The sequence below is a fragment of the Pseudomonas sp. NPDC089918 genome (assembly GCF_050280605.1).
GTDB lineage: Bacteria > Pseudomonadota > Gammaproteobacteria > Pseudomonadales > Pseudomonadaceae > Aquipseudomonas.
Window position 1 is genome coordinate 101,636 of the sequence record NZ_JBNNVP010000007.1, and the last position, 23,307, is coordinate 124,942.

The following is a 23,307-nucleotide window of genomic DNA, read 5'->3' on the forward strand; positions in this document are numbered from 1 at the left end:
GCCAGGTGGGCGAGGGCTTATCAATAAAAAAACGCGAACGCCAAAAAGAGAGGAGCGTGGCGCCGCGTGGGTTCAATCGTTAGAACTGTTCGGCGCTCAGGCCAAACAAGGAGGCACTGCCCGCGCGGATGGATTGCTCCAGGCTCAAAATGCGCGGCAGCAAGCGGTGAATGTAGAAGTCGGCGGTGGCGATTTTCGCGCCATAAAACCCTGCATCTTCGGGCAGCTTTTGCTTGGCAACCTGTGCCATGCGCGCCCAGAGCCAGGCGTAGGCGACGTAACCGAACAGGTGCAAATACTCCACCGAAGCAGCGCCGACTTCGTTGCGATTGCTGGTCGCCTGGTCCTGCAGCCAGTCGCTCAGGTCTTCCAGACGCTGCACGGCATCGAACAGTTGAGCGGAGTAGGGCGCGTCGGGCTGAAGGGCGAAATGGCGGATCTCGCCGGTGAACTGACGCAGCGCGGAGCCCTTATCGGCGAGCACTTTGCGTCCAAGCAAGTCCAGGGCCTGAATGCCGTTGGTGCCTTCGTAGATCTGCGCAATGCGCACGTCGCGGACCAATTGTTCCTGGCCCCATTCGCGGATGTAGCCATGGCCGCCGAACACTTGCTGGCCGTTGATGCAGCTTTCCAGGCCGGTGTCGGTGAAGAACGCCTTGGCCACCGGCGTCAGCAGCGCAACCAGGGTTTGCGCGTTGTCCCGTTCCTGGACGTCATCGGAAAACTTCGCCAGATCGAGTTGCTGGCCGACATAACTGGCGAACGCGCGGCCGCCTTCGGTCATGGCTTTCATGCTCAGCAGCATGCGGCGCACATCGGGGTGGACGATGATCGGATCGGCCACTTTGTCCGGGGCAATGGCACCGGTCGGCGCGCGGCTCTGAACCCGTTCACGTGCATAGGCGACGGCGCTCTGATAGGACGCTTCGGCGCAGCCAATGCCCTGAATGCCGATGGACAAGCGCTCGTAGTTCATCATGGTGAACATCGCCGCCAGGCCTTTGTTGGCTTCGCCGACCAGCCAGCCGCTGGCGCCGTCAAAGTTCATCACGCAGGTGGCCGAGGCCTTGATGCCCATCTTGTGTTCGATGGAGCCGCAACTCACGGCATTGGCATCGCCGAGGGAGCCGTCTGCATTGACCAGCACTTTGGGCACGACGAACAGTGAGATGCCTTTCGGTCCCGCCGGTGCGTCCGGCAGTTTGGCCAGCACCAGATGGACAATGTTTTCAGTCAGGTCCTGATCGCCACCGGTGATGAAGATCTTGCTGCCGGTGATGTTGAAGCTGCCGTCGGCCTGAGGTTCGGCGCGGGTGCGGATAATCCCCAGGTCGGTGCCAGCGTGGGCTTCGGTCAGGCACATGGAACCGGCCCAGCGGCCTTCGTACATTGGCGGCAGGTAAAGGTTTTTCAGGGTGTCACTGGCGTGGGCATCCAACGCCAGGCAGGCACCGGAACTCAACGCCGAATACAGCGCGAAGCTGGAGTTGGCGCCATAAAGCATTTCTTCGAACTGCACGGCGAGCATCTTCGGCATGCCCAGACCGCCAAAATCAGCGTTGCCTGACAGGCCCACCCAGCCGCCTTCGATGTAGGTGGCATAAGCCTGTTTGAAACCGATCGGCGTGCTGACCTGGCCATCGGCCCACTGGGCGCCTTCCTCGTCGCCACTGCGATTCAATGGCGCAATCAGGTGCGAGGTGACTTTGGCCGCCTCCTCAAGAATGGCGTCAGCGGTGGCGGCGTCGACACTGTCGGCCAGGGCTGGCAGGCGTGCCCACAGGGCCGGGGCGTCGAACACTTCATGCAGCACAAAGCGCATGTCGCGCAGCGGGGCGTTGAATTCGGGCATAACGTGAACCTCAAAAGGTTGTGCAATGGGCACGGCGTCGCTTGAAGCGGGCCGCGCCCTTTCAATCAATGAGCGGAAGCGCTGGCGGCACCGAGGCCGGTCTGGGCGCGGACAAACTGGTCGGCGTAAGCGTCACGCTCCTTGTCGGCCCGCACGCTGCGGTCGAGTTTCGACACCACGACGATCACGAAGAACGCCAGTGGCATGGAGAACAGCGCCGGGTGGTCGTACGGGAAGATCGCCTGTGCATGGCCGAGCACGGTGACCCAGACCGCTGGCGAGAGAATCACCAGGACCAGCGCGCAGATCAGCCCGGCGAAACCACCGATGATTGCGCCTTTGGTGGTCAAGCCTTTCCAGTACATGGCCATGATCAGCACCGGGAAGTTGGTCGACGCGGCGATGCCGAAGGTCAGGCCTACCAGGAACGCGACGTTCATCTTCTCGAACAGAATGCCCAGCAGAATCGCGATGATGCCAAGGCCCACGGTGGCCATGCGGGTCACGCGCATTTCCTGTTTCTCGCTGGCTTTGCCCTTCTTGAACACCGTGGCGTAGAGGTCGTGGGAAATCGCCGAAGCACCGGCCAGGGCCAGCCCGGAAACCACCGCAAGGATGGTGGCGAAGGCCACGGCCGAGAGGAAACCGAAGAACAGGTTGCCACCGACCGCTTTGGCCAGGTGCATGGCGACCATGTTGCCGCCACCAATCAAGATGCCGCCAACTTCGCCATTGACGTAGTACTGCGGGTCGGTGCCGATGATCACCATCGCGGCGAAGCCCAGGGTGCATACCACCAGGAAGAAGAAGCCAATGAAACCGGTGGCGTAGAACACCGATTTACGCGCTTCCTTGGCGTTAGGCACGGTGAAGAAACGCATCAGAATGTGCGGCAGGCCGGCAATCCCGAACACCAGGCCCAGCGACATTGAAGCGGTGTTGATCGGGTCGGCGAGCATTGAGCCTGGGCCCATGATGTTCCAGCCACTGGCGTGCGCCTGGACAGCTTTGTCCGCGAGGGTTTCGTAGCTGAAGCCGAACTGCGACATGGCCATGAATGCCAAAGTCGTGCCGCCGGCAAGTAGCAGCACGGCCTTGATGATCTGCACCCAGGTGGTGGCGATCATGCCGCCGAAAATCACATACACCAGCATCAGCGCGCCGACGATCACCACGGCTACCGGGTAGTCGAGGCCGAACAGCAACTTGATCAACTGACCCGCACCGACCATCTGCACGATCAGGTAGCAGCACACCACCGTCAGTGAACCGAAGGCGGCGAAGATCCGCACTTTGTTCTGGTCCAGGCGATAGGACACGATGTCGGCAAAGGTGTAGCGCCCCAGGTTGCGCAAGCGCTCAGCCATCAGGAAGGTGATGATCGGCCAGCCAACAAAGAAGCCGATGGTATAGATGAAGCCATCGTAGCCCTTGGCGAACACCAGGCTGGACAGCCCCAGCAGCGTGGCGGCGGACATGTAGTCACCGGCAATTGCCAGACCGTTCTGGAACCCGGTGATGCCACCGCCCGCGGTGTAGAAATCAGACGTGGATTTGGTTTGCCGTGCGGCCCACCAAGTGATGGCCAATGTGCCCAGTACGAAGACGAAGAACATGCCGATCGCATGCAGGTTGAGCGGTTGTTTTTCCACTGCACCCAGCGTGGGCGCAGCCAGCACAATGGAAGCCGGCAATAGCCCGGCAGCGGCGAGGAGAAGTTTACGCAGCAGAGTCATCACTTGCTCTCCTCGAGAATGGCGGCGCCCAGTGCATCGAAACGCGTGTTGGCGCTGTAGACGTACCAACCGGTCAGTAGCCAGGAAAAAATGATGATCGCCGCGCCAACCGGCATGCCCAGGGTCAACATCCGATGCTCGGCGAGCGGCGCATGCAGCCACTGCGGGGCAAACGCCACCACCAGCATGAACGCGTAGTAAGTGCCCAGCACCGCAGCACTGAGTGACCAGGCCAGGCGCGAACGGCTGCTCACCAATTGAAGGAATTTGGGGTTGGACCGAATGCGTTCACAGCGTTGGGTATCGGTTGAATGAATGTCGATCATGGGTGGCTCCACATTGTTTTTGTTATCAGTGTGTAGGTCAGGGGCAGGGCCAAATTCAGCCTGCACGAGCCCGAAGCGGCAGGTAAAACACCTGCCGCTTGGTGGGTACGACGTTGATTCGGTTAGAGCGCTTTGGCCCGGTCGCGCAGAACGTACTTCTGGATCTTGCCGGTTGAAGTCTTCGGCAGCAGGGTGAAAATCACCGTGCGCGGGACTTTGAAACCGGCCAGGTGTTCGCGACAGAAACTGATGATGTCGGCCTCGCGAACGTCCTGGTGATCAGCCTTCAATGTGATAAAGGCGCAGGGCGTTTCACCCCACTTCTCATCAGGGCGGGCGACGACGGCCGCTTCCATGACGGCTGGATGGCGATAGAGCACACCTTCCAGCTCGATGGTGGAAATGTTCTCACCGCCGGAAATGATGATGTCCTTGAGTCGGTCCTTGATCTCGACGTAACCGTTCGGATGACACACCGCCAGGTCGCCGGTGTGGAACCAGCCGCCGTCGAACGCTTCGGCTGTGGCGGTCGGGTTCTTCAGGTAACCCTTCATCACGGTGTTGCCACGCATGAAGATCTCTCCGATGGTCTGACCGTCTCGCGGGGTCGGCTCCAGCGTCTTCGAATCGCCAACCATCACGCCTTCGAGCGTCGGGTAGCGCACGCCCTGACGGGATTTGATTTGCGCCCGTTCGTCCAGCGGCAACTCATCCCATTCGGCATGCCAGGCGCAGAGCGTCACCGGGCCATAGGTTTCGGTCAGGCCATAGACGTGGGTGACCTTGATGCCCATTTGTTCCACGGCACCGATCACTTTGGCCGGTGGTGCGGCACCGGCGACCATTGCGTTGACCGGGTGATCGATCGCCGCTTTAGCTGATTCCGGCATGTTGACCAAGGCATTGAGCACGATCGGCGCAGCGCACAGATGGGTGACCTGATGCTCGCGGATCAGCGTGAGAATTTTCTGTGGATCGACGCGGCGCAGAAACACATGCACACCGGCCATGGCGGTGATGATCCACGGGTAGCACCAACCGTTGCAATGGAACATTGGCAAGGTCCAGAGGTACACCGGATGGTTGCCCATAGCCCAAGTCATCTGGTTGCCCAATGAGTTCAGGTAGGCACCGCGATGGTGGTAAACCACGCCCTTGGGGTTGCCGGTGGTGCCGGAGGTGTAATTCAGCGAGATGGCTTGCCATTCATCATCGGGCCACTGCCAGGCGAAAGCAGGGTCGCCTTCGGCCAACAGCGCTTCATAGTCCAGATCGCTGACAGCCTGGCCTTCGCCGTATTCCAGATCATTAACGTCAATGACCAATGGCGGGTGATCCAGCATGCCGATCGCCGCGTGAATCACATCATGGAACTCACGGTCGGTAATCAGCACCTTCGCTTCGCCATGCTGCAGCATGAAGGCAATGGCTTCGGCATCCAGACGCACGTTGAGCGGGTTGAGCACCGCGCCAATCATCGGCACGCCGAAATGCACTTCGAGCATCTCGGGAATGTTGGGCAACATCACCGCCACCGTGTCGTTCTTGCCGATGCCGCGACCGGCCAGCGCCGAGGCCAGGCGACGGCAGCGGGTGTAGGTCTGCGCCCAGGTGCGGCGGATCGAGCCATGGATGACGGCGGGATAGTGTGGGTAAACGCTGGCGGTGCGCTCGATGAAGCTGAGCGGAGACAAGGCAATATGGTTGACAGCCGCAGGGCCTAGCCCTTGTTCATAGATCGACATGTACGGGTACTCGGTGGCTGATTGTTAGCTCTATAGGTGACCTTGCAGCGTAGCCGCTGAAGTCGCCTTTTATGTCCGGCCTGCTTTATATAACATTCAGCTAACGATATGGAAGTACAACCTACGTCATATAGGATATGTACTATATTTGATTCTTGCGGATCTAAATGAATACAGTGACACCGCCAAGGCCGGTATATCCTTGGCTTCCCCAACGAAGCGAACCTGTGATGACCCTGACTCCCGTTCGATTGCACAGCTGGTTGCGCCTGCAGCGCGAGGGTGTGTCTTTGGCCGCCCGGGCCGATGCGTTGTGCCGTGCGCTGCAGGATTGCCCTGAGGTGCGCCGGGCGGTTTATCTGAGTTGGCAAGCCAATGCGCGGATTTACAGCCACGAGGGCGCCGCCCAGCATTTTCCACCGGGGCTGGGCGACCCTTCGCTGGCCAGCGATCAGCGGCTGTTTGATCGGCTGGCCGAAGCGGGGCGGCTGGATCTGGCGCAAGTGCGTCAACTCGATTGCTGGTTGGCCGGGCGACTGCGCCGGGCCGCTATCAGCCATGGCCAGGTGTTTGATCTGGCGTTGCAACCGGGGCAGGCGGGGTTGTTGCTGGTGGAAGTGTGCGAGGGCGTGAGTCTTGATTGGCTGGGCTGGGTGCAGGACTTGCTGACGACCTTGCTGAGCAGCGTCAACGGCATGCTGCGCGGTTCACCGCTGTTGGGGCACGACCCGCAACCGAGTCTGTTGCTCGATGCGCAGGGCAAGCCGCTGGAGTTCAATGCGGCGCTGCTGGCGTTGCTGGCCGAAAAACCGCTGACCGATGTGCTGGGTTTTTTACCGGTGAATCACCGGGTGCTGGTCCGTGCCTGCCTGGACCAGCAACGCGCCATCGAAGGGGTTGAAGCCCAGTTCGAAGCGCAGATTCTGATCTGGACGTTTATCCCCGATCCCCAGGACAACCGTGTGCTCGCCCGGTGTCGCGATGCCACGGCACAAGTGCTGGCCGAGCGTGAAGCGGCCACGGCACGGCGGCTGTACCGACTGATCATTGAAAACACCACCGACCTGATTTCCAGGCATACACCCGACGGGCGCTTTCTCGACGCCTCGCCGGCGTCCTGGACATTGCTCGGCTACTGGCCGGAGGAGTTGCGCGGGCAAATGGCCCAGGGCTTGTTCCATGGTCAGGATCTGGCCAGCCTGGTGCAGCGCGCGCGGGATGCCCTGGAGCAGGACGGTTATCACACGATGACGTATCGGATTCGCCATCGGGATGGGCATTACCTGTGGTTTGAAACCGCCAGCCGGGCGATTCGTGAGACCTATACCGGGGCGGTGGTGGAAGTGGTCAGCGTGTCCCGGGACATTACCGCCCGGGTGCACGCCGAGGAGAACAAGCGACGGCTGGCGGAAGTCGTCGAGGCCAACACCGATCCTGTGTTGTTCATCGACCCCGAGGGGCAAGTCACTTACCTCAATCCAGCGGCGCGGCGCATCCTGGGGATCGACGAACAACAACCGATGCCAGCCCTGGCAACGTTGTTCGCCAGCGGCGACCTGACTCGCCTGCAGCGTGATGGCTGGAGCAGCGCCGAACGCGACGGTGTCTGGAGCACCGATGCGCGATTGCAGCCACCGGCAGGCGGCACTTCAGTGCCGGTATCGCTGGTGCTGCTGGCGCACCGTTCGGCCGGCGGCGAGCGCTATTACTCGTTGGTGGCGCGGGACATGACCGAGCGTGAACTACGTGAAGTGCAACAGCGCCGCCATCAGGACGAACTGGCGCACACCGCGCGGTTGGTCACCCTGGGTGAATTGGCCTCGGGAATTGCACACGAAATCAACCAGCCGTTGGCGGCGGTGGTCAATTACGCCAATGCCAGCCAGCGCTATTTACAGACACTGAATTCCAATCCCCAGGCTGCCGCCAAAGTGGCGCAAGGCCTGGAGCGCATAACCCATCACGCCACGCATGCTTCAGAAGTGATCAGACGTTTGCGGGCGTTTCTGCGCAAGGGGCAACGCCGGATGCAGGCCTTGAATTTCACCGACGTCGCCCGCGAGGCCGTGCGTTTATGCGCCTGGGAGGCGAGCAATTGCCAAGTGACAATCGAGGATCGCCTACCGGATAATCTGCCGCCGATTTATGCCGACCGAGTGCTGCTGGAGCAGGTCCTGCTCAATCTCTTGCGAAATGCCATCGATGCCAACCGCGAACAACATCCAGGGCAACCCTCGCTGATCGTGATGGCTGCGGGGCAGGGCGCTGGTGCCACCGTGGAAATCAGTGTGCAAGACCAGGGGCCAGGCGTCAGCGAGCCCGAACTGGAGCAGATATTTACCCCGTTCTATACCAGCAAGGCCGATGGCCTGGGGCTCGGCTTGTCCATGAGCCGCAGCATCATCGAAGGTTTTGGTGGCGAGTTACAGGCCCGACGCCAACCTGTCGGGCTGCTGATGTGCTGCCGTTTGCCGCTGGCCGGCCCAACAAAACAACAACAGGAATAACGTAATGGCAGGTGTGACGGAGCACGTGGTGTATGTGGTCGACGATGACCAAGGCATGCTCGATTCAACCGTCTGGTTGTTGGAATCGGTAGGGCTCAAAGCCTTGCCGTTTACCAGTGGCGTGGCGTTTCTCAATGCCTGTGATGCCAGTCTTGATGCTTGCGTGCTGCTCGATGTTCGTATGCCCGGCATGGGCGGTTTGAACGTGCAGGAAGAAATGCGTGCACGTGAGCTGAACCTGCCGATCATTTTCGTCAGCGGGCACGCCGATGTGCCGATCGTGGTTCGCGCCTTCAAGGCGGGCGCCCATGACTTCATCGAGAAGCCCTACAACGAACAATTGCTGCTGGACAGCGTGCAACAGGCGCTCAGCAACTGCGCGGCAAACCGCTCGGGCAATCAGGGGCACGAAGCCTTGCAGGCGCGCTTGCTGACACTGACCCCACGGGAGCGCGATGTCTTGCTGCCGCTGGTCCAGGGTTACACCACCCGCGAGATCGCCGAGCAACTGGGCGTCAGTGCGAAAACCGTCGATCTGTATCGTTCGCGGGTGATGAAACGCATGCAGGCCAATACCTTGCCGGACCTGGTGGGCATGGCCATCGCCGCTGAACTGGTCGATCCGCTGAAGCTGCGCTGATTGCTGGCGTTTCTAATGATCGTCTATGGGGGGGGAGGATCATCCGCAGGGCAGACCGGACGTCCCACTAACGTTATGACTGCCTGAGCTTGCGCTAGCATGAAAGATGTTCAGGCCACTCGCCATTGAGAGGTTGGTCACGGGTGTGTCGAGTGTGCGTGACGGGCTCTGTCAATTGCAGAGGCCGGAGGAGGCGTGTTGAAACCATTCCAGCTCAGACCTAGCGCCTCAACCCTGAACATGTTGCGTCAAGCGTGCCTGCAACGCCGTGATGCGGTGCCGCCAACGTTAACGGAAAAAGCACTCATCCCGGGCATTCCAGATGCTCGCTACTGGCTGGACCAGGACCTGACGCCGTTCATTCGGGATGTGAGCCAGGCCAACCTTCGAGAGGCTGAGGCGCTCGCCAGCGCAGGGCTACCGAACGACATCCTGCCGCGGGCAAATATGCTGGCCGTTTCGGGCGGCGGTGATGCCGGCACATTCGCCGGGGGCATCATTGCGGGATGGACCCGGCATGGGTCTCGACCCGTGTTCAAAGTCGTCACCGGCATTAGCGCTGGCGCCCTGGTCGCCCCGTTTGCCTATCTGGGGCCCCAGTATGACGATGTCATTGTGCGTATCTGCAATGCAGTCGGTCCAAAAGACATTTTCCATGCGCGCAATATGCTGACCCGTCTCACCAGCGATGGCATGGCGCACAGCAAGCCACTGTCGCGGCTCATTGCACAGCACATCACCGCCGAGATTCTTGCGGCGATCGCGGCGGAATACGCCAAGGGACGGCTCCTGATGATCGGTACCACCGACCTTGATTCAGGGCGCCCGGTCACCTGGAACATGGGGGCTATTGCCTCCAGCCAGGCACCGGGAGCGCTCGAGCTGTTTCGCAACATCATGGTCGCGTCGATGAGTATTCCCGGTGCCGTCTCACCCGTCATGATTGATGTGGACGTTAACGGCCACCCGTTTCAGGAAATGCACGTGGACGGAGGTGTCCTTACGCAGGTGTTCCTTTACCCACCCGGCACCGTGATGGCGCTGAACCAGGTGCCGGGGGCGCGTTTGCGCCGTGAACGGCATTTCTATGTCATTCGCAACGGCAAACTGGAACTGCAATGGTCCGGAACGAAGCGCCGAACCTTGAGCATCGGCGGTCGAGCCATCAGCGCATTGATCCAGACTCAGGGGATCAGCGATCTGGACCGAATTTACCGAATTGCCCAGCAAGATGGGGCGGACTTCAATCTGGCGTACATCGGCTCCGACTTCCGCATTTCTCGCCTCCATAAGTTCGATGGCGAGTACATGAAGCGCTTGTTCAAATACGCCTTTGAACTCAGTGCCAAAGGCTATCCGTGGCATAAATCGCCGAGTACGTGAGAGACGGTCTCAGCCGATCGGCTCGGCCGTACAACTCATTTCCCCTGAGCCTGGCTTCTGGAAAAGCACCGCGTTGCCGTCTTGCCAGAAGCTGTAGTTCCCTTGGGAATCCTTGCCGGTGTATTGGGTTCCCGAATCATTCTGAACCTGACTCAGGGTGATCGAGGAGTTCGCCCACTTCAGGTACACGACACCAGGCTGCGTGTTAAAGAAAGTGGCGGCAATCAGCGCGTTTAACCCTGTACACCGAAACGCCAGGGGGCCTTCGGTGAGTCTGTCCGGATCCTTGGTTCTCGCAATGGCCGAGCCTTGGCGTAGCTGGTGCGCGCGCTCGGCATAATGGCGGATCGTACACGCCTTGGGCGCAGGGTCGGAGGCACACTGATTGCGGGCGTCGATCCAGAACTGCTGGTCGATCATGATCTTGTCCGGACGCGGTACTGCATGATCATCCGTGAGCGCCAGGCGATAAAGACGCGTCAGTTCGATATCCATCTGCATCAGTTGTGGGTCGCGACAAATCAGCTTTTCGACGGACGCCCTTGCCGTGGCGCAGTCGAAACTGGTGTGGAAGATGGGCGAAGCATTTGCACAGGTGCTCGTCGCCGCGCACACGCTGACAGCGAACAGACAGGTGAGCGTTTTCATGTTGGGTTGATTCATTACCTGATACCCGGATTGCTGTGGGATCTATTGATCCGTTGAACAGTCATTTGTTCGCATTGGGTGTATCGCAGTATAAGGCTGTATTACAGATTGGACTGGCGAGCTCGCCAGGTTGATGGACTGCAATCGAAGTGCCGGCTGAACCAGCGGGAGAAGGCGCTAAGTTCGGAAAAACCCAGAACCCCGGCGATCTCACTCAAACGTTGATTGGAATGTGCCAGATGACGCATTGCCAGCTCTGCACGCACCTGATCCAGCAGCGAGGAAAATGTTTCCCCCTCCTGCGCAAGCTTGCGATGCAGTGTTCGCCTGTCCCATCCCAAATTGGCCGCCACTTGTTCCACCGAGCAATGGCCCGTGGGCAGCACTATCCAGATCATCTGGCGCACCTGTTCAAGTAAAGCTGTTTTGGATTCTTCGCGGATACTGTCCAGATACTGATGAACATAACGGGCCATGTCCGGATCGGCACTGGGCAGTGCCTTGTCCAGATCGGTACTGCGGCAAACGATGCCATCCATCAGACTATTGAACTGCACGGAGGTGGCGAATATGCGGCGGTGTCGACTGTCGTCCATCGGCGCTGCGTGACGGAAGCAAACCATTGAAGGGTGCCAGTGGTTCCCCAGCAAGGTTTTCAGCAGGCGGTGGGTCACCCCCACTGACAGTTCCATCGCCTGACGCACCGGCAGGTTTCCCACTGTGACCTGTTCCATGCGCAAAACCACCACGCCGCCACTCTCCTCGATATTCAGCACCAGCCCCTGATTGTGGAGGAAAAGGAAGTCGCGGAACGCTTCCATGGCCGAACGGATCGTCTGTTCGTCACGCCACAGCAGCGCCAGAGGCCCCAGATTGGAGAGCTTGCGGGTTTCGGCCATGCGCAAGCCAAAATCGTCCACACCCGCTTCACGCGCCGAATTTTCGAGCAGACGTGCTACAGCTTCGTTGGGAATCTTCAAATCCGGTTGAAGCAAGCATCGGTGGTCGAGGCCGACGAGGCGCAATTGCTCCAGATGATCAACGTGTAGCGATCGGGTTATTTCAGCGTAGTTGGTCAAGCTGGCACTGCGAACAAGGCCACTCATGAATGATGATTTCTCAATTCGGGACAGCGATTTATCAGCTTAGCAGGTGGATGTCCCGCAAAGTCAAGGTGAACGCCGGCAGCTGCGCGACACTGCGTCACGTCCCATCGTGCCTGCATCGTCAGATGGGGATTGCTCGTTGCCCCCAAGGCTTGTGTACAAAAACAAGAGAATGGCTATGAATAAAACACCTCGTATCACTCGATCAACGGATACGCCTGCCAAACGTCGCCGCGCGCCAAAAGCTCTTCAAGAGCAGCAGAAACAGGAGTTAGCGGTCAAGACAGCACAGGTTGCTACACCATTGCTCAGGGTGCGCCCGGTCGATCTGCTTAGCGCCTCCGGTTCCCTGTTCAAGGCCGTGGGCAAGACGCCAGTCAAGGCCGCGCGGCATGTTGGCAGTTTCTTCAAGGAACTGGGCAATATTGTCGCCGGCAGCTCCAGCGTGGCAGCGAATCCCAAAGACAAGCGTTTTTGCGATCCAGCCTGGCAATCCAATGCCTTGTTGCGCGGCCTGTTGCAGAGCTACCTGGCTGGCAATGACGAGCTGAGCCGTTTTATCGATGAGGCCAATCTCGATGCCAGAGAAAAGGGCCGTGCCCGGTTCATTGCCGCACAGGTGTTTGATGCACTGGCGCCGAGCAACCTGCTGCTGACCAATCCCGCCGCGTTGCGCAAGTTGCTCGATACGGGCGGCATGAGCCTTGTCAAAGGGATCGGGCAGTTCTCCCGGGACCTGCGCCACAACGGCGGGATGCCGATGCAGGTGGACAGCGCGCCATTCAAGGTGGGAGAAAATGTCGCCACGGCGAAGGGCGAGGTGGTGTTGCGCACCGAGATGTTCGAACTGCTGCAATTCGCCCCAACCACGAAAAATGTACATGCCCGCCCGTTGGTCATGTCACCGCCGCAGATCAACAAGTACTACGCCATTGACTTGTCGCCAGACAAGAGTCTGATCAAATGGATACAGGACAGCGGTATACAACTGTTCGTCGTCAGCTGGCGCAACCCGAGCAGCATGCACCGCGACTGGGGCTTGTCCGAATACGCACTGTGCCTCGACCAGGCAGTGGATGTCGCACGGCAAATCACCGGTAGCGCGGATGTCAACATGTGGGGTTCCTGTTCGGGTGGCCTGACGCTCGCGGCCTATCTCGGCTGGTTGGCGGCGCGCGGTGAAGGCGCCAAGGTGGCGAACACCAGTTGGGCGGTGTGCGTGCTCGATATGCCCGCGCTCTTTGGTGACACCTCGATCGGCCTGTTTGCCACGCCGGCGGTACTGCGCGCGGCGAAGACCAGCTCGCAGTGCAAGGGAACACTCAGTGGCCAGGACATTGCGCGCATGTTCGCCTGGATGCGACCCAACGACCTGATCTGGAATTATTGGGTCAACAATTATCTGCTGGGCAACAAGCCGCCGGCATTCGACATTCTGGCATGGAACAACGACTCCACGCGTCTGCCGGCAAAGCTGCATGCCGACTACCTCGATCTGGCCCAGCACAATCCCTATAGCAACCCGGGGGTATTGCAGATTGCTGGCGAGTCGATCGACATGAGCAAAATCAAGGTCGGTGCCTATGTGATCGGCGGCACCACCGACCACATCACACCGTGGCAGGGCTGCTACGGCACCGCCCGACTGTTCGGCGAGGACAGCACCTTCGTTCTCTCCAATGCCGGCCATCTACAGAGCTTGATCAATCCGCCGGGCAACCCAAAGTCGTATTTCTACGCCGCCGCTGCCACCGCCTCAGATCCAGAAAGCTGGCTGCAAGACGCACGCGAGAGCCACACCGGCAGTTGGTGGCCGCATTGGCGGCAGTGGATTGAACAACGGTCGGGCGCTAGCCGGCCAGCACCACGCAAACTTGGCTCACGCAAATATCCGCCGTTATATGCAGCCCCGGGCCATTACGTCCTGGAGCGTTGAGATTATCCGGCGCGTATTGGCTGTATAGCGGTGTAAGTCAGTGCTCAAAACTTGCCACCCATTCGAGGGTGCACACGTACAAAAGGAATTAGAAGTTGCACCCTAAGAACATTGTTCCAGGGCTAGTCGCCAAACGCTGAACTAGACTCAAAGATCCAAAGCACACTGATAGCAGTGGAGGCTTTATGAAGAAATCCATCCCCCCCTGTCTGGCTACGATTGTCTCGGTATTCTGCCTTTGCGCTTCAGCCGAGACCGTAACGCCGCTCAAAGGGCAGTCTCCCGAAATGATTCAGCAGGACATCAGCTCATGCCAGGCTCAGGCCGGCAACAGCACCAGCACAACGCCTGAATCAGGTGGACGTGCCCGTGGTGCCGCTACTGGCGCAGTAGCCGGTGCGGCGGTTGCCGGAGCGCGCGGCCGTCAGTATGACGAGGTTTATGACAAGGTAGACGACGACGTTAAACAGGAATATCGACAGAACAAGGCCAAGGATGCTGCTGTGGCAGGTGCGGTTGTAGGCGGATCTCGGCAACGTCAGGATCGTCGTCAGGATCGCCGGGCAGAACCGGCTGCAACTGCTTCCGCCTACAGCAGTTGCATGCAGCAACGGGGCTACCAGATAACCCCTTGAACCTGAACAACAAAGGGTAATTGCATCAAGATCTGTATCGTCTTTGACGGGCGCGACGGTGCAGGGAAGGGCGGAACGATCAAGGCGCTCAAGCCTGCCTGACCACAGAGGGGGTGCAATGCGCATTCCATTGTTCTACGCGGTGTCAGCTGTATTGTTTTTGAGCGGATCTTCCTGCCTGGCGCAGCCATTGGATGCGAGCGCGACCACAAGCACTGTCGATACAGCGCCCGTCACCGCGGCGGCCAAAGATGCCGTGTTCACCCAGGAGCAGCTGGATCAAATGCTGGCTCCTATTGCGCTTTACCCGGACCCACTGCTGGCCCAGGTGCTGATGGCCACCACCTACCCCGGGGAAATCGCCGAAGCGGTCACCTGGTCTAAAGCACACCCGGACGCCAAGGGCGATGATGCGGTCAAACAAGTGGCCAACCAGCCCTGGGATCCGAGCGTGCAGGCGCTGGTTGCTTTCCCTCAAGTCATGGCAACGCTGGGACAGGATCCCGTCTGGGTGCAACGCCTGGGTGATGCCTTCCTGGCGCAGCCCGACGATGTCATGGGGGGCGTGCAACGCTTGCGTCATCAGGCCCAGGCAGCAGGCAACCTGCAGAGCAACCAGTATCAAAACGTGACGGTGCAGGCGGCTGCGGCACCGACACCGGCAGCTCCGGCTCCGGCCAGCAGCACCTCCACGATCATCATTCAGCCCTCCGATCCGCAGGTGGTTTACGTACCCAGTTATAACCCGACAACAACCTACGGCACCTGGCCTTATCCGGCATCGCCTCCCGTGTACTATCCACCGCCGCCGGCCTATTACCCCGGTTCGGCATTGATGGCCGGGCTGGCCTTTGGTACCGGTGTGGCTATCATCGGCTCGTTATGGGGTGAATGTGACTGGGGCAACAACGACATCGACATCGACGTCGACCGCTACAACAACATCAATCGCAACAACCAGATCACTCGGAATCAGAACAAATGGCAGCACAACGCTGTTCATCGCGATGGCGTTCCCTACCGAGACAGTAAGAGCCGCGAACAGTACGGCCGACAACTGGACGGTGCCCGTCAGCGTGAAGCCTATCGAGGGGACAATGCCCAGCGAGCCCAAGCTCGTGAAAAAGCCCGTGGTTCAATGGACAAGCACGGTATCGAGCGACCCGCCACCAGCAACCGCGAAGCCCGTGATTCGGCGCGCAAAGCCCAGTCTGCAACATCGCCCGGCAATCGGATGCAAGCAGGTACAGACAGACCGAAGGCGTCTGACAGGAGCCAGGGCACTGCCAGAACTACTCGGGAGAGTCAGCCTCCCAGGAAACAGACCGCTCAGGTAAATCAGCGCGGGCAGGGCGATTTGCAAGGGCGCCAGACGGCGCAAAAACGGCCGGCTGCCAGTACCGGCAGTACGGGCAGTGCCCGCAACAATGCATTCGCCGGCGTGCGCTCACCGTCCCAGGCCAACGCACAAGCCAGTCGTGGCCAGGTCAGCCAGGCATCCGCCCGGCGCCCTAGTGCCTCGCGTCCAGCCGGCCATCAGGTCAGTCGGCCGTCCAATCCACCAGCGCGTCAAAGGGGGGGCCGTCGTTGAAAAACAATGCTCGAGTGAAGGCTCTCATGGGCTTGCGCCTTCATGTCATGGCGATCGCTGCCGGCTTGACGTGGTCGTGCATGGTTACGGCACAGCAGACATTTCCAACGCCAGAAATGGCCGCCCAGGCGTTCGTCGAAGCGCTGGGTACGGAACACGCCGATCAGGCACGCCTGACCGATTTGCTGGGTAATGAATGGCGCAGTTTCATCCCGCGCGAGGGCGTGCAGCGCAGTGATGTGGATGCGTTTTTGAAGCAATATCGCGAGCAACACGCCATTGAAAAAACCAGCGATCGCAAGGCGGTCCTGGCGGTTGGCAGTGACCACTGGACACTGCCTATCCCCATGATAAAAGCCGCGAACGGTTGGCGCTTCGACATCGACGCCGGCAGCGCCGAAGTCCGTGCACGTCGAATTGGCCGCAACGAACTCGCCGCGGTGCAATCAGTGCTGACTTATCATGACGTCCAGATGGAGTATGCATCAGTGGATCATGACGGGGACGGCGCACTCGCTTATGCGCAGAAAATCTTCAGCACCGCCGGCAAACACGACGGACTTTATTGGGAGGACGACGATAGCGGTCAGATCAGCCCGCTGGGTCCTTTGTTCGGTAAAACCATTGCCGGCGAAGACTGGCAGGGTTATCACTTCCGCATCCTTGATGGCCAAGGTCCTTCGGCACCGGGCGGCGCCTATAGCTACCTCATCGGTGACGAGATGAGCCGTGGCTTTGCACTGATCGCCTGGCCGGCGAAATACGCTGACACCGGGGTGATGAGTTTCATGATCAGTCATGAAGGGCAGGTGTTCGAAAAAGACTTGGGACCCGCTGGTGACAAGTTGGCGCAGTCGATGAAGCGCTTTGATCCAGATGACAGTTGGAAGGTGGTTACCGTGGGGCAGGAATAGATCTGCCTCGGACTGCAAATCCCTTTGGGAGCGGGCAAGCCCCGCTCCCGGGGATGTGAGCCTAACCCAAGGCTGTGAAATCGCTGGCGTGCAGCTCCTGGACACCCACCAGCTGGATTTCGAACTCCGGGATGGCGTCGGCATCGACACTGCCGGAAAGAATGCCATCGGCAAAGCGCAGTTGGCCGGTGGCGTCGGCAGGGTCAAAGGCGTTGCTGCCGACGAAGGTGAAGGCGTCGACAGCGGTGGTCAGCGGGTTGGCGTCCAGGCCGGTGAAATCCAGAAGATCGCCCTCGGTGCTCTTGAATCCGTTGATCACATCGCGCAAAGCCCCGATGCCCATGTCCGACAGCGCACCAAACGCGTAGGTATCCGCGCCAGTGCCAGCGGTGAGGTTGTCGGTGCCTGCACCGCCGATCAGCCGGTCATTGCCCGAACCGCCCACCAGCGTATCGTTGCCCGCGCCCCCGTTCAGAACGTTCGCGGCGCTGTTGCCCGACAGACTGTCGGCGTAGGCGCTTCCCGTCAGGTTTTCAACGAATTTCAAGGTGTCGAGCCCGGAACTCACGGTGTTTTGTTGCGCTGACGTCGAGAGGTTTACGGTAACGCCGGACAAGGCGCGTTCAAAAGACACCGTGTCATTGCCATCGCGCCCATCCAGCACGTTGTTCCCGGCTCCGGCGAACAGTGTGTTGTCCAGCGCGTTGCCCGTGCCATTGGCGGCTCCAGCGCTATCGATATACAGATGCTCGACGTTGTTGCTGAGGGTGTAGGCCGCCAGGCTGCTGTGCACACTGTCGACCCCTCCCGGCGCTGCATTGCTGTTGATCTCGATCACGGTGTCGTCGGCGTTGTCGACATAGTAGGTGTCGTTGCCATCGCCGCCGCTCATGCTGTCGTCCCCTGCGGCACCATTGAGCACGTTATTGGCGGCATTGCCGGTGATGAAGTTGTGCCGCTCATTGCCGGTGCCGTTGATGGCCGACACACCGGTGAGCACCAGGTTCTCGAGGTTAGCACCCAGGGTCCAGCTGACCGAGGCCTGCACCGTATCGATCTGTGAGGTCGAGGTATTGGTTTCCACCACGCGGTCGGACGCGTTATCGACCACATAGATGTCGTTGCCATCGCCACCGGTCATGGTGTCGGCGCCCAGTTTGCCATCCAGTGTGTCGTTGCCCGAACTGCCCACCAGGGTATCCGCCTGTTGGGTACCGGAAATCATGTTCTGAGCGTTGTCGAAAATGTCCTGCACGCTATTGTTGTCGTTGGGGTTGCCCTGGAAGCCAAGGTCATTGGCAATGTAGTCGGCCAGGCGCTGGCCGACGATCTCCGCGGACTCCTCGTGCAGGTGCCAGACGTCGTCGGGATACGCCTGCGGATCGACTTCGTGGCGCAAGGGCAGGTCGGTGTAGTCCACCGCCAGCTTGACGTCGGCGCGCTCGGCGGCGATGGCTTCCTGGACGGCGCGGACATAGCCAACCCCCTCGACGATGGAGGCGATTTTCTCTTCCGAATAACCACGGGCACGCGCCGCGTCCTGTTCGTAGTGACCGGTTTCCATCAAGTACACGCTGAAGTTGCCGAACTGGGCATGCAGGTAATCAAACACCTTCAGGGTCGCGGCCTTGTAGGCCGCTGTTGCCGCTGCTTTGTCCGTGGCGCGAGCGATCTCCTGGGCGGCTTCCTCGCCCTGGCCCCAAACGATGCCCATGGTGACGTTATCGATCGATTGCAGTTCGGTGAGCTGGTCGCGCAGCAGCGTCACGGCGCGCAACAGCGCAGCCCCGGGTTGGTTGGTGTCGGTCAGCCACCAGCACAACTTGAGTTCCTCGGCGCTGAGAGTCGACAAGCCTGTAACCGTGCTGCCGCCCACCGCGATGTCGATGCCGTTACCATTGGCATCGGTGAATTGGCTGCGCACGTCATAGGGGGTATAGCGGTCCAGGTCGTTGACCAGCATCGAGGTGCCGGACTGATTGTCGTCCTCCGTCATGCGCAGCAGGCGCGCATTGGATTGGCCGAGGGTGGGCAGGTAGAGGATGTCCTGCTGGGTGCTCTCGCCGAACACGAAGTCGCTGGCGGTCAGGGTGTTGAGGTAGTTGCCGTTGAGGGCGATTTCAAAACGATTGCCATCAGCATCCGCTTCGGCGGACTTGATGTAGGTCTTGTCGCCGGCCGCGTTGAGGGTCATGTACAACGTACCATTGCGGCCATCGCCGAGGCCTTCAAAGCCAGCGCCCGAAACATCGATCTTGTCGACGCCCGCGGTGAAGTCATAAATCGTGTCGGTGGCCGTGACACCGCCAGTGTCGTAGTCGCGGTAGCTGTCGAGTGCGTTGGTGTAGCGGAAGGTGTCGGCACCGTCGCCGCCGTACAGCGAATCGCGTCCGGCGCCGCCATCGACGATGTCCGCGCCGGTGCCGGCCTTGATTGTGTCGTTGCCACCGAGGCCGAGGATCAGGTCTGCGCCCGCCGTGCCGTTGAGGGTTTCAGCGTTGTTGGTGCCGGTGATGGTGTTGGCGGGCGCATCGGCCACGACCAAGGCGAAGCTATCGCTGACCGATGCACCGGCCGGGTCCGTGGCTTTGACCAGCACGTTGTAATTGCCGGACGCGGTGCCGGTCGGCGTGCCGGTGAAGGTCAGGTTGGTGGCATTGAAGCCCAGCCACGCGGGCAGGGCGCTGCCATCGGCCAGGGTCGCGGTGTAGCTGAGGCTGTCGTTATCCGGATCGGTAAAACTGGTGGCCGGCACCGAGTAGCTGAACGAGGTGTTTTCGGTCGCGTTCTGATCCAGCAACGCCGTTGCCACCACCGGCGCATGGTTGACCGTTGGCGAAGTGGCAAAGACGAAATTGGCGCTGGTCAGCGTGTTGACGTAGTTGCCGTCCAGTGCCACTTCGAAGCGGTTGCCATTGGCGTCGGCGGTCAGGGACTTGATGTAAGTCTTGGTGCCGGCACTGTTGAGCACCACGTACACGGTGTTGTTCTTGCCATCCCCCAGGCCGGTGAAACCCATGGCCGAGAGGTCGATTTTGTCGGCGGTTGTATCGAAGTCGGTGATCAGGTCGCCAAGGTTGGCGCCGCCAGTGTTGTAGTTGCGGTAACTGTCCAGGCGATTGGAGAACACAAAGATGTCCGCCCCGGCGCCACCGGTGAGGGTGTCCATACCGGCACCGCCGTCGAGCTTGTCGTCGCCCGCGCCGCCACTGAGGTTGTCATTACCTGCAAGGCCGAGGAGGGTGTCGGCCGAATCGCTACCCAGCAGCGAGTCGCTGCCGCTGGTGCCGGTGATCACCCGATTAAAGATGAAGTTATTGGCCGTCAGGGTGCTGGTCAGGTTACCCGAAAGGATCAACTCGAAGCGATTGCCGCTGGCGTCGGCATCGTAGTCCTTGATGTAGGTGCGGTCGCTGCTGGCGCTGTAGCTGACCTGCAGGGTGCCGCCACGGCCATTGCCCAGGCCGGTGAAACCGAGGCCGGCGAGGTCGATCTTGTCCTGGCTGACGTCGAAGTCGGTGATGATGTCATCGAAGCTTGCGGTTGCGTTGCGGTAACTGTCGGACTGAGCGACGAAACGGAACGTATCGGCGCCCGTACCGCCGGTGAGTTTGTCGATACCTGCACCACCCACCAGAATGTCGCCACCGGCCCCGCCATTGATGGTGTCGTTGCCGGCAACGCCGTAGAAAATCTCGCTGGCGGCACTGCCCAGCAGGGTGTCGTTGCCAGCCGTGCCTTGCACGGTGGTTATCGGCACCGTGGCGCTGACGTAGCTGCCGTCGCCATAGATCAGCGTGGCACCGTTGCTGGTGTGGCTGATGGTGTTGCCGATGATGGCGTTGCGATCAGTGCCGTCTTCATTGCGCTCTGCGACGCCGTAGGTCGACAGGTTGCTGCCGGTGATGATGTTGCCCTGGATCGTGTTATCGCTGCCGTTGAAGTACTTGCCGGATACGCCCAGGGTGTCGTTGTAGGACTGGATGATGATCTCCGGTACGGGGCTGCCCAGGGAGTTGTTGTTGAGCGTGTTGTTGATGATCTCGACGTGGTTACTGCCGTAGATGCGTATCCCGGCGCTGGTGTTGTCGTGAATGTCGACGCCGCTGACCGTCACCTCGCTGGACATTTTGATCAGCACCCCTTCGGCGCCGTTGCCGTACACCTCGCCACCGGTGATGGTGATGTTGCTGGGGGAGGGGATGTCCTCGCTGCCGCGCTGGATCACGATGCCATTGCCGCCGTTGTCGTAGGCGACGTTATTGGTGAGTGTGAAATCGTGGGTGCTGGTGACGATGTTGAAACCGTGGCGGTCGTTGTCGTAGGCGATGTTGTTTTCGAAGGTGCTGTTGCTGAGGAAGTCAGCCACGAAGCCGTCCAGGCCGTTGCCGTGGGACACGCTGTTCTTGATGACCATGTTGACGGTCTGCTCGTGGGGGTCGAAACCGTACCCGGAGCAATCCTTGATCTCGACGCTGTCGAGGGTAACGTTGGAGTCGTAGCCTGCTTCGCCAGGAATGTAACCGTTGAACCAACCGTCGATCTTGCCCGTGGTGCTGTCACGGTTGCCGTCGATGGTGAGGTTGCTGACGCCGAAGTCATGGGTTTCCTCGCCATAGGCGGAGCGGATGACCCCTGTGATCTTGGTGTCGGAGCCGTCAGCCACCTTGACGGTGGTTGCTCCCATGCCGTCGCCGTACAGGTAGACGTTGCTCTTGAGCATCAGGCAACCGTCGGAGGGTTCCTCACCTCCCGAAACGATGTAAGTTCCGGACGGCATGTACACCTGCCCCCCGCCTGCAGCGGCCGCCGCATCAATTGCACTTTGTATCGCCGCCGTGTCGTCAGTGATGCCATCTCCTTTGGCGCCAAAATTTTGTACATTGAAAATCATGAGCTTATCTCCGTATCAGGCGAAAACCTCGAAAGATGCCAATATTCCATCGACAGCTACCGTGTTATGACCCAGCGGAGGGCAAAAGTTGTTACCGCGCATCGGGGGAGCGTCAAAAAACCGGACTAACTGATTAACGGTTGCGAGGTTTTTTGAGGCGTTTCGGAAAAGTAACGTTCTGTTGACGTTTGCTTAGGTGGCGAGTGATGCCCTGTGGGAGCGGGCTCGCGAAGGCGATTTTTCAGGTTCGTTTAGGCTCGTCGAAAAAAAACCGCCTTCAGGAAGGCGGCTTCTTCATTCAATCAAATCAAACCTGGAACTCGGTCCCTGCGGGTCGACCCTGATATTCAATCGGAGAACAGCTCAAACATGAGCTGGCGTAACCAGCGATTGGCCGGATCCTTGTTGTATCGGGTATGCCAGAACAGATTGATCTCGATTTTCGGCAACTCCAGGGGCGGCGGTAGAACGGCGAGTCCGAAGGGTTGTTCGCAACTGGTGGCGAATCGTTCAGGCACAGTTGCCAGCAAGTCCGTACGTTGAAGTATGTGGCCTATCGCGACGAAATGCGGAACCTCCAAACGGATATTTCGCTCGATGCCAGCCCGTGCGAGGAACGTATCAACTTCGCCGTGTCCTGTGTTCGCCGCTACAACACGAACGTGGTCATAGCTGCAAAAACGCTCAAGCGTCAACGGCTCCCGGGTGGCAGGATGGCCTTTGCGGCACATGCAGACGTAGCGATGGTGGAACAAGCGCTGCTTGAAAAAACCGGCTTGAAGGTGAGGAAGTAACCCGACGGCCAGGTCGATCGCACCGTTCTGCAGCCCTTCGGCCAGGGTATCGGTGTTGTTGCGCAGCGTACTGATCGAGCAACCCGGAGCGCGTTCAGCCAGCGCATCCATCAGCCGCGGCATGAAGTAGATTTCACCAATATCCGTCATGGCCATGGTGAATCTTCGATTGCTATTAAGCGGGTCAAACGTGTCCTGTCGGCCAAGTGCATCGCGCAATGTTTGAATGGCTTGCGCAATCGGCTCAGCCAGCTGCCGGGCGTAAGGTGTGGGTTCCATTCCCTGGTAGGTGCGTACGAAAAGTTCGTCGTTCAAGGCGCTACGCAACCGCTTTAGCGCGTTGCTGACCGCGGGCTGGGTCAGCTCAAGATTATCCGCCGCAGTCGAAACCCTGCGGTCTATGAGCAGTTGGTTGAACACCAAAAGCAGATTGAGATCCAGCTCACGTAATTCCATAACGCCTCATGCAGATTGGCTCATACCAGAGCAATAAACCGTTGCCCGTTGTTGGGTCTGCACCGCTCTGAAATGGCCGCTGCAAGAATCACAAGCCTATCAAGTGCTAAACCGTCGCGTCCATTGTAAGGGTCGCTTGGCTTT

The 23,307-nt window shown here is 59.8% G+C and carries 15 protein-coding genes and 1 pseudogene; 8 read left to right on the top strand and 8 right to left on the bottom strand.

Annotated features, from left to right (window positions below; translation table 11 throughout):
• Positions 1 to 79 precede the first annotated feature (79 nt).
• From ACQKPC_RS07520 to ACQKPC_RS07535, 4 genes are all read right to left on the bottom strand, one after another.
• Positions 80 to 1,852 (bottom strand): acyl-CoA dehydrogenase C-terminal domain-containing protein, encoded by a 1,773-nt coding sequence (locus ACQKPC_RS07520; protein ID WP_427623927.1) that lies wholly within the window; start codon positions 1,850 to 1,852, stop codon positions 80 to 82.
• 65 nt (positions 1,853 to 1,917) lie between these two features.
• Positions 1,918 to 3,588 carry a cation acetate symporter gene (locus tag ACQKPC_RS07525; RefSeq protein ID WP_427623928.1) on the bottom strand — a complete coding sequence of 557 codons (1,671 nt, stop codon included), beginning with the start codon at positions 3,586 to 3,588 and terminating at the stop codon, positions 1,918 to 1,920.
• Positions 3,588 to 3,914 carry a DUF485 domain-containing protein gene (locus tag ACQKPC_RS07530; RefSeq protein ID WP_008146418.1) on the bottom strand — a complete coding sequence of 109 codons (327 nt, stop codon included), beginning with the start codon at positions 3,912 to 3,914 and terminating at the stop codon, positions 3,588 to 3,590. The genes ACQKPC_RS07525 and ACQKPC_RS07530 overlap by 1 nt, the downstream gene beginning before the upstream one ends.
• A 122-nt stretch (positions 3,915 to 4,036) precedes the next feature.
• The gene (locus tag ACQKPC_RS07535) at positions 4,037 to 5,659 is read right to left on the bottom strand and encodes an acyl-CoA synthetase (RefSeq protein WP_095630473.1); all 1,623 of its coding nucleotides are present in this window, start codon (positions 5,657 to 5,659) and stop codon (positions 4,037 to 4,039) included.
• A gap of 230 nt (positions 5,660 to 5,889) precedes the next feature.
• Between ACQKPC_RS07535 and ACQKPC_RS07540 the strand changes: the two genes are divergently transcribed.
• From ACQKPC_RS07540 to ACQKPC_RS07550, 3 genes are all read left to right on the top strand, one after another.
• Positions 5,890 to 8,166, top strand: a complete 2,277-nt coding sequence (locus ACQKPC_RS07540; protein WP_427623930.1) for a PAS domain-containing sensor histidine kinase — start codon at positions 5,890 to 5,892, stop codon at positions 8,164 to 8,166.
• Positions 8,167 to 8,170: 4 nt separating this feature from the next.
• On the top strand, positions 8,171 to 8,806 hold the full coding sequence (locus ACQKPC_RS07545; protein ID WP_074876618.1) for a response regulator transcription factor: 636 nt from the start codon (positions 8,171 to 8,173) through the stop codon (positions 8,804 to 8,806).
• 198 nt (positions 8,807 to 9,004) lie between these two features.
• Positions 9,005 to 10,189, top strand: a complete 1,185-nt coding sequence (locus tag ACQKPC_RS07550; protein ID WP_427624008.1) for a patatin-like phospholipase family protein — start codon at positions 9,005 to 9,007, stop codon at positions 10,187 to 10,189.
• A gap of 9 nt (positions 10,190 to 10,198) precedes the next feature.
• On the opposite strand, the gene ACQKPC_RS07555 is transcribed toward ACQKPC_RS07550, so the two are convergent.
• Positions 10,199 to 10,852 (bottom strand): MliC family protein, encoded by a 654-nt coding sequence (locus tag ACQKPC_RS07555; protein ID WP_427623931.1) that lies wholly within the window; start codon positions 10,850 to 10,852, stop codon positions 10,199 to 10,201.
• 86 nt (positions 10,853 to 10,938) lie between these two features.
• A complete protein-coding gene (locus ACQKPC_RS07560) occupies positions 10,939 to 11,916 on the bottom strand; it encodes an AraC family transcriptional regulator (RefSeq protein WP_427623933.1) in 978 nt (325 codons plus the stop codon).
• Positions 11,917 to 12,121: 205 nt separating this feature from the next.
• On the opposite strand from ACQKPC_RS07560, the gene ACQKPC_RS07565 reads away from it, so the two are divergent.
• The 5 genes and pseudogenes from ACQKPC_RS07565 (at position 12,122) to ACQKPC_RS07585 (ending at position 17,019) form a co-directional block, all read left to right on the top strand.
• Positions 12,122 to 13,879: an alpha/beta fold hydrolase gene (locus ACQKPC_RS07565; RefSeq protein ID WP_427623934.1), complete on the top strand. Its 1,758-nt coding sequence runs from the start codon at positions 12,122 to 12,124 to the stop codon at positions 13,877 to 13,879.
• A gap of 185 nt (positions 13,880 to 14,064) precedes the next feature.
• Positions 14,065 to 14,514, top strand: a complete 450-nt coding sequence (locus ACQKPC_RS07570) for a hypothetical protein (RefSeq protein ID WP_427623935.1) — start codon at positions 14,065 to 14,067, stop codon at positions 14,512 to 14,514.
• Positions 14,515 to 14,538: 24 nt separating this feature from the next.
• Positions 14,539 to 14,604 (top strand): annotated as a pseudogene (locus ACQKPC_RS07575) (hypothetical protein); the annotation flags it as partial.
• Positions 14,605 to 14,632: 28 nt separating this feature from the next.
• On the top strand, positions 14,633 to 16,105 hold the full coding sequence (locus ACQKPC_RS07580) for a DUF3300 domain-containing protein (protein WP_427623937.1): 1,473 nt from the start codon (positions 14,633 to 14,635) through the stop codon (positions 16,103 to 16,105).
• A 26-nt stretch (positions 16,106 to 16,131) separates the two neighbouring features.
• Entirely contained in the window at positions 16,132 to 17,019 is an 888-nt protein-coding gene (locus ACQKPC_RS07585; RefSeq protein ID WP_427623938.1) for a DUF2950 domain-containing protein, read from the top strand.
• Between the two features lie 61 nt (positions 17,020 to 17,080).
• Here the strand turns inward: ACQKPC_RS07585 and ACQKPC_RS07590 are convergent, their stop codons facing one another.
• Both ACQKPC_RS07590 and ACQKPC_RS07595 read right to left on the bottom strand, forming a co-directional pair.
• The gene (locus tag ACQKPC_RS07590; protein ID WP_427623939.1) at positions 17,081 to 21,913 is read right to left on the bottom strand and encodes a M10 family metallopeptidase C-terminal domain-containing protein; all 4,833 of its coding nucleotides are present in this window, start codon (positions 21,911 to 21,913) and stop codon (positions 17,081 to 17,083) included.
• Between the two features lie 347 nt (positions 21,914 to 22,260).
• On the bottom strand, positions 22,261 to 23,163 hold the full coding sequence (locus ACQKPC_RS07595; RefSeq protein WP_427623940.1) for a LysR family transcriptional regulator: 903 nt from the start codon (positions 23,161 to 23,163) through the stop codon (positions 22,261 to 22,263).
• Between the last annotated feature and the right edge of the window lie 144 nt (positions 23,164 to 23,307).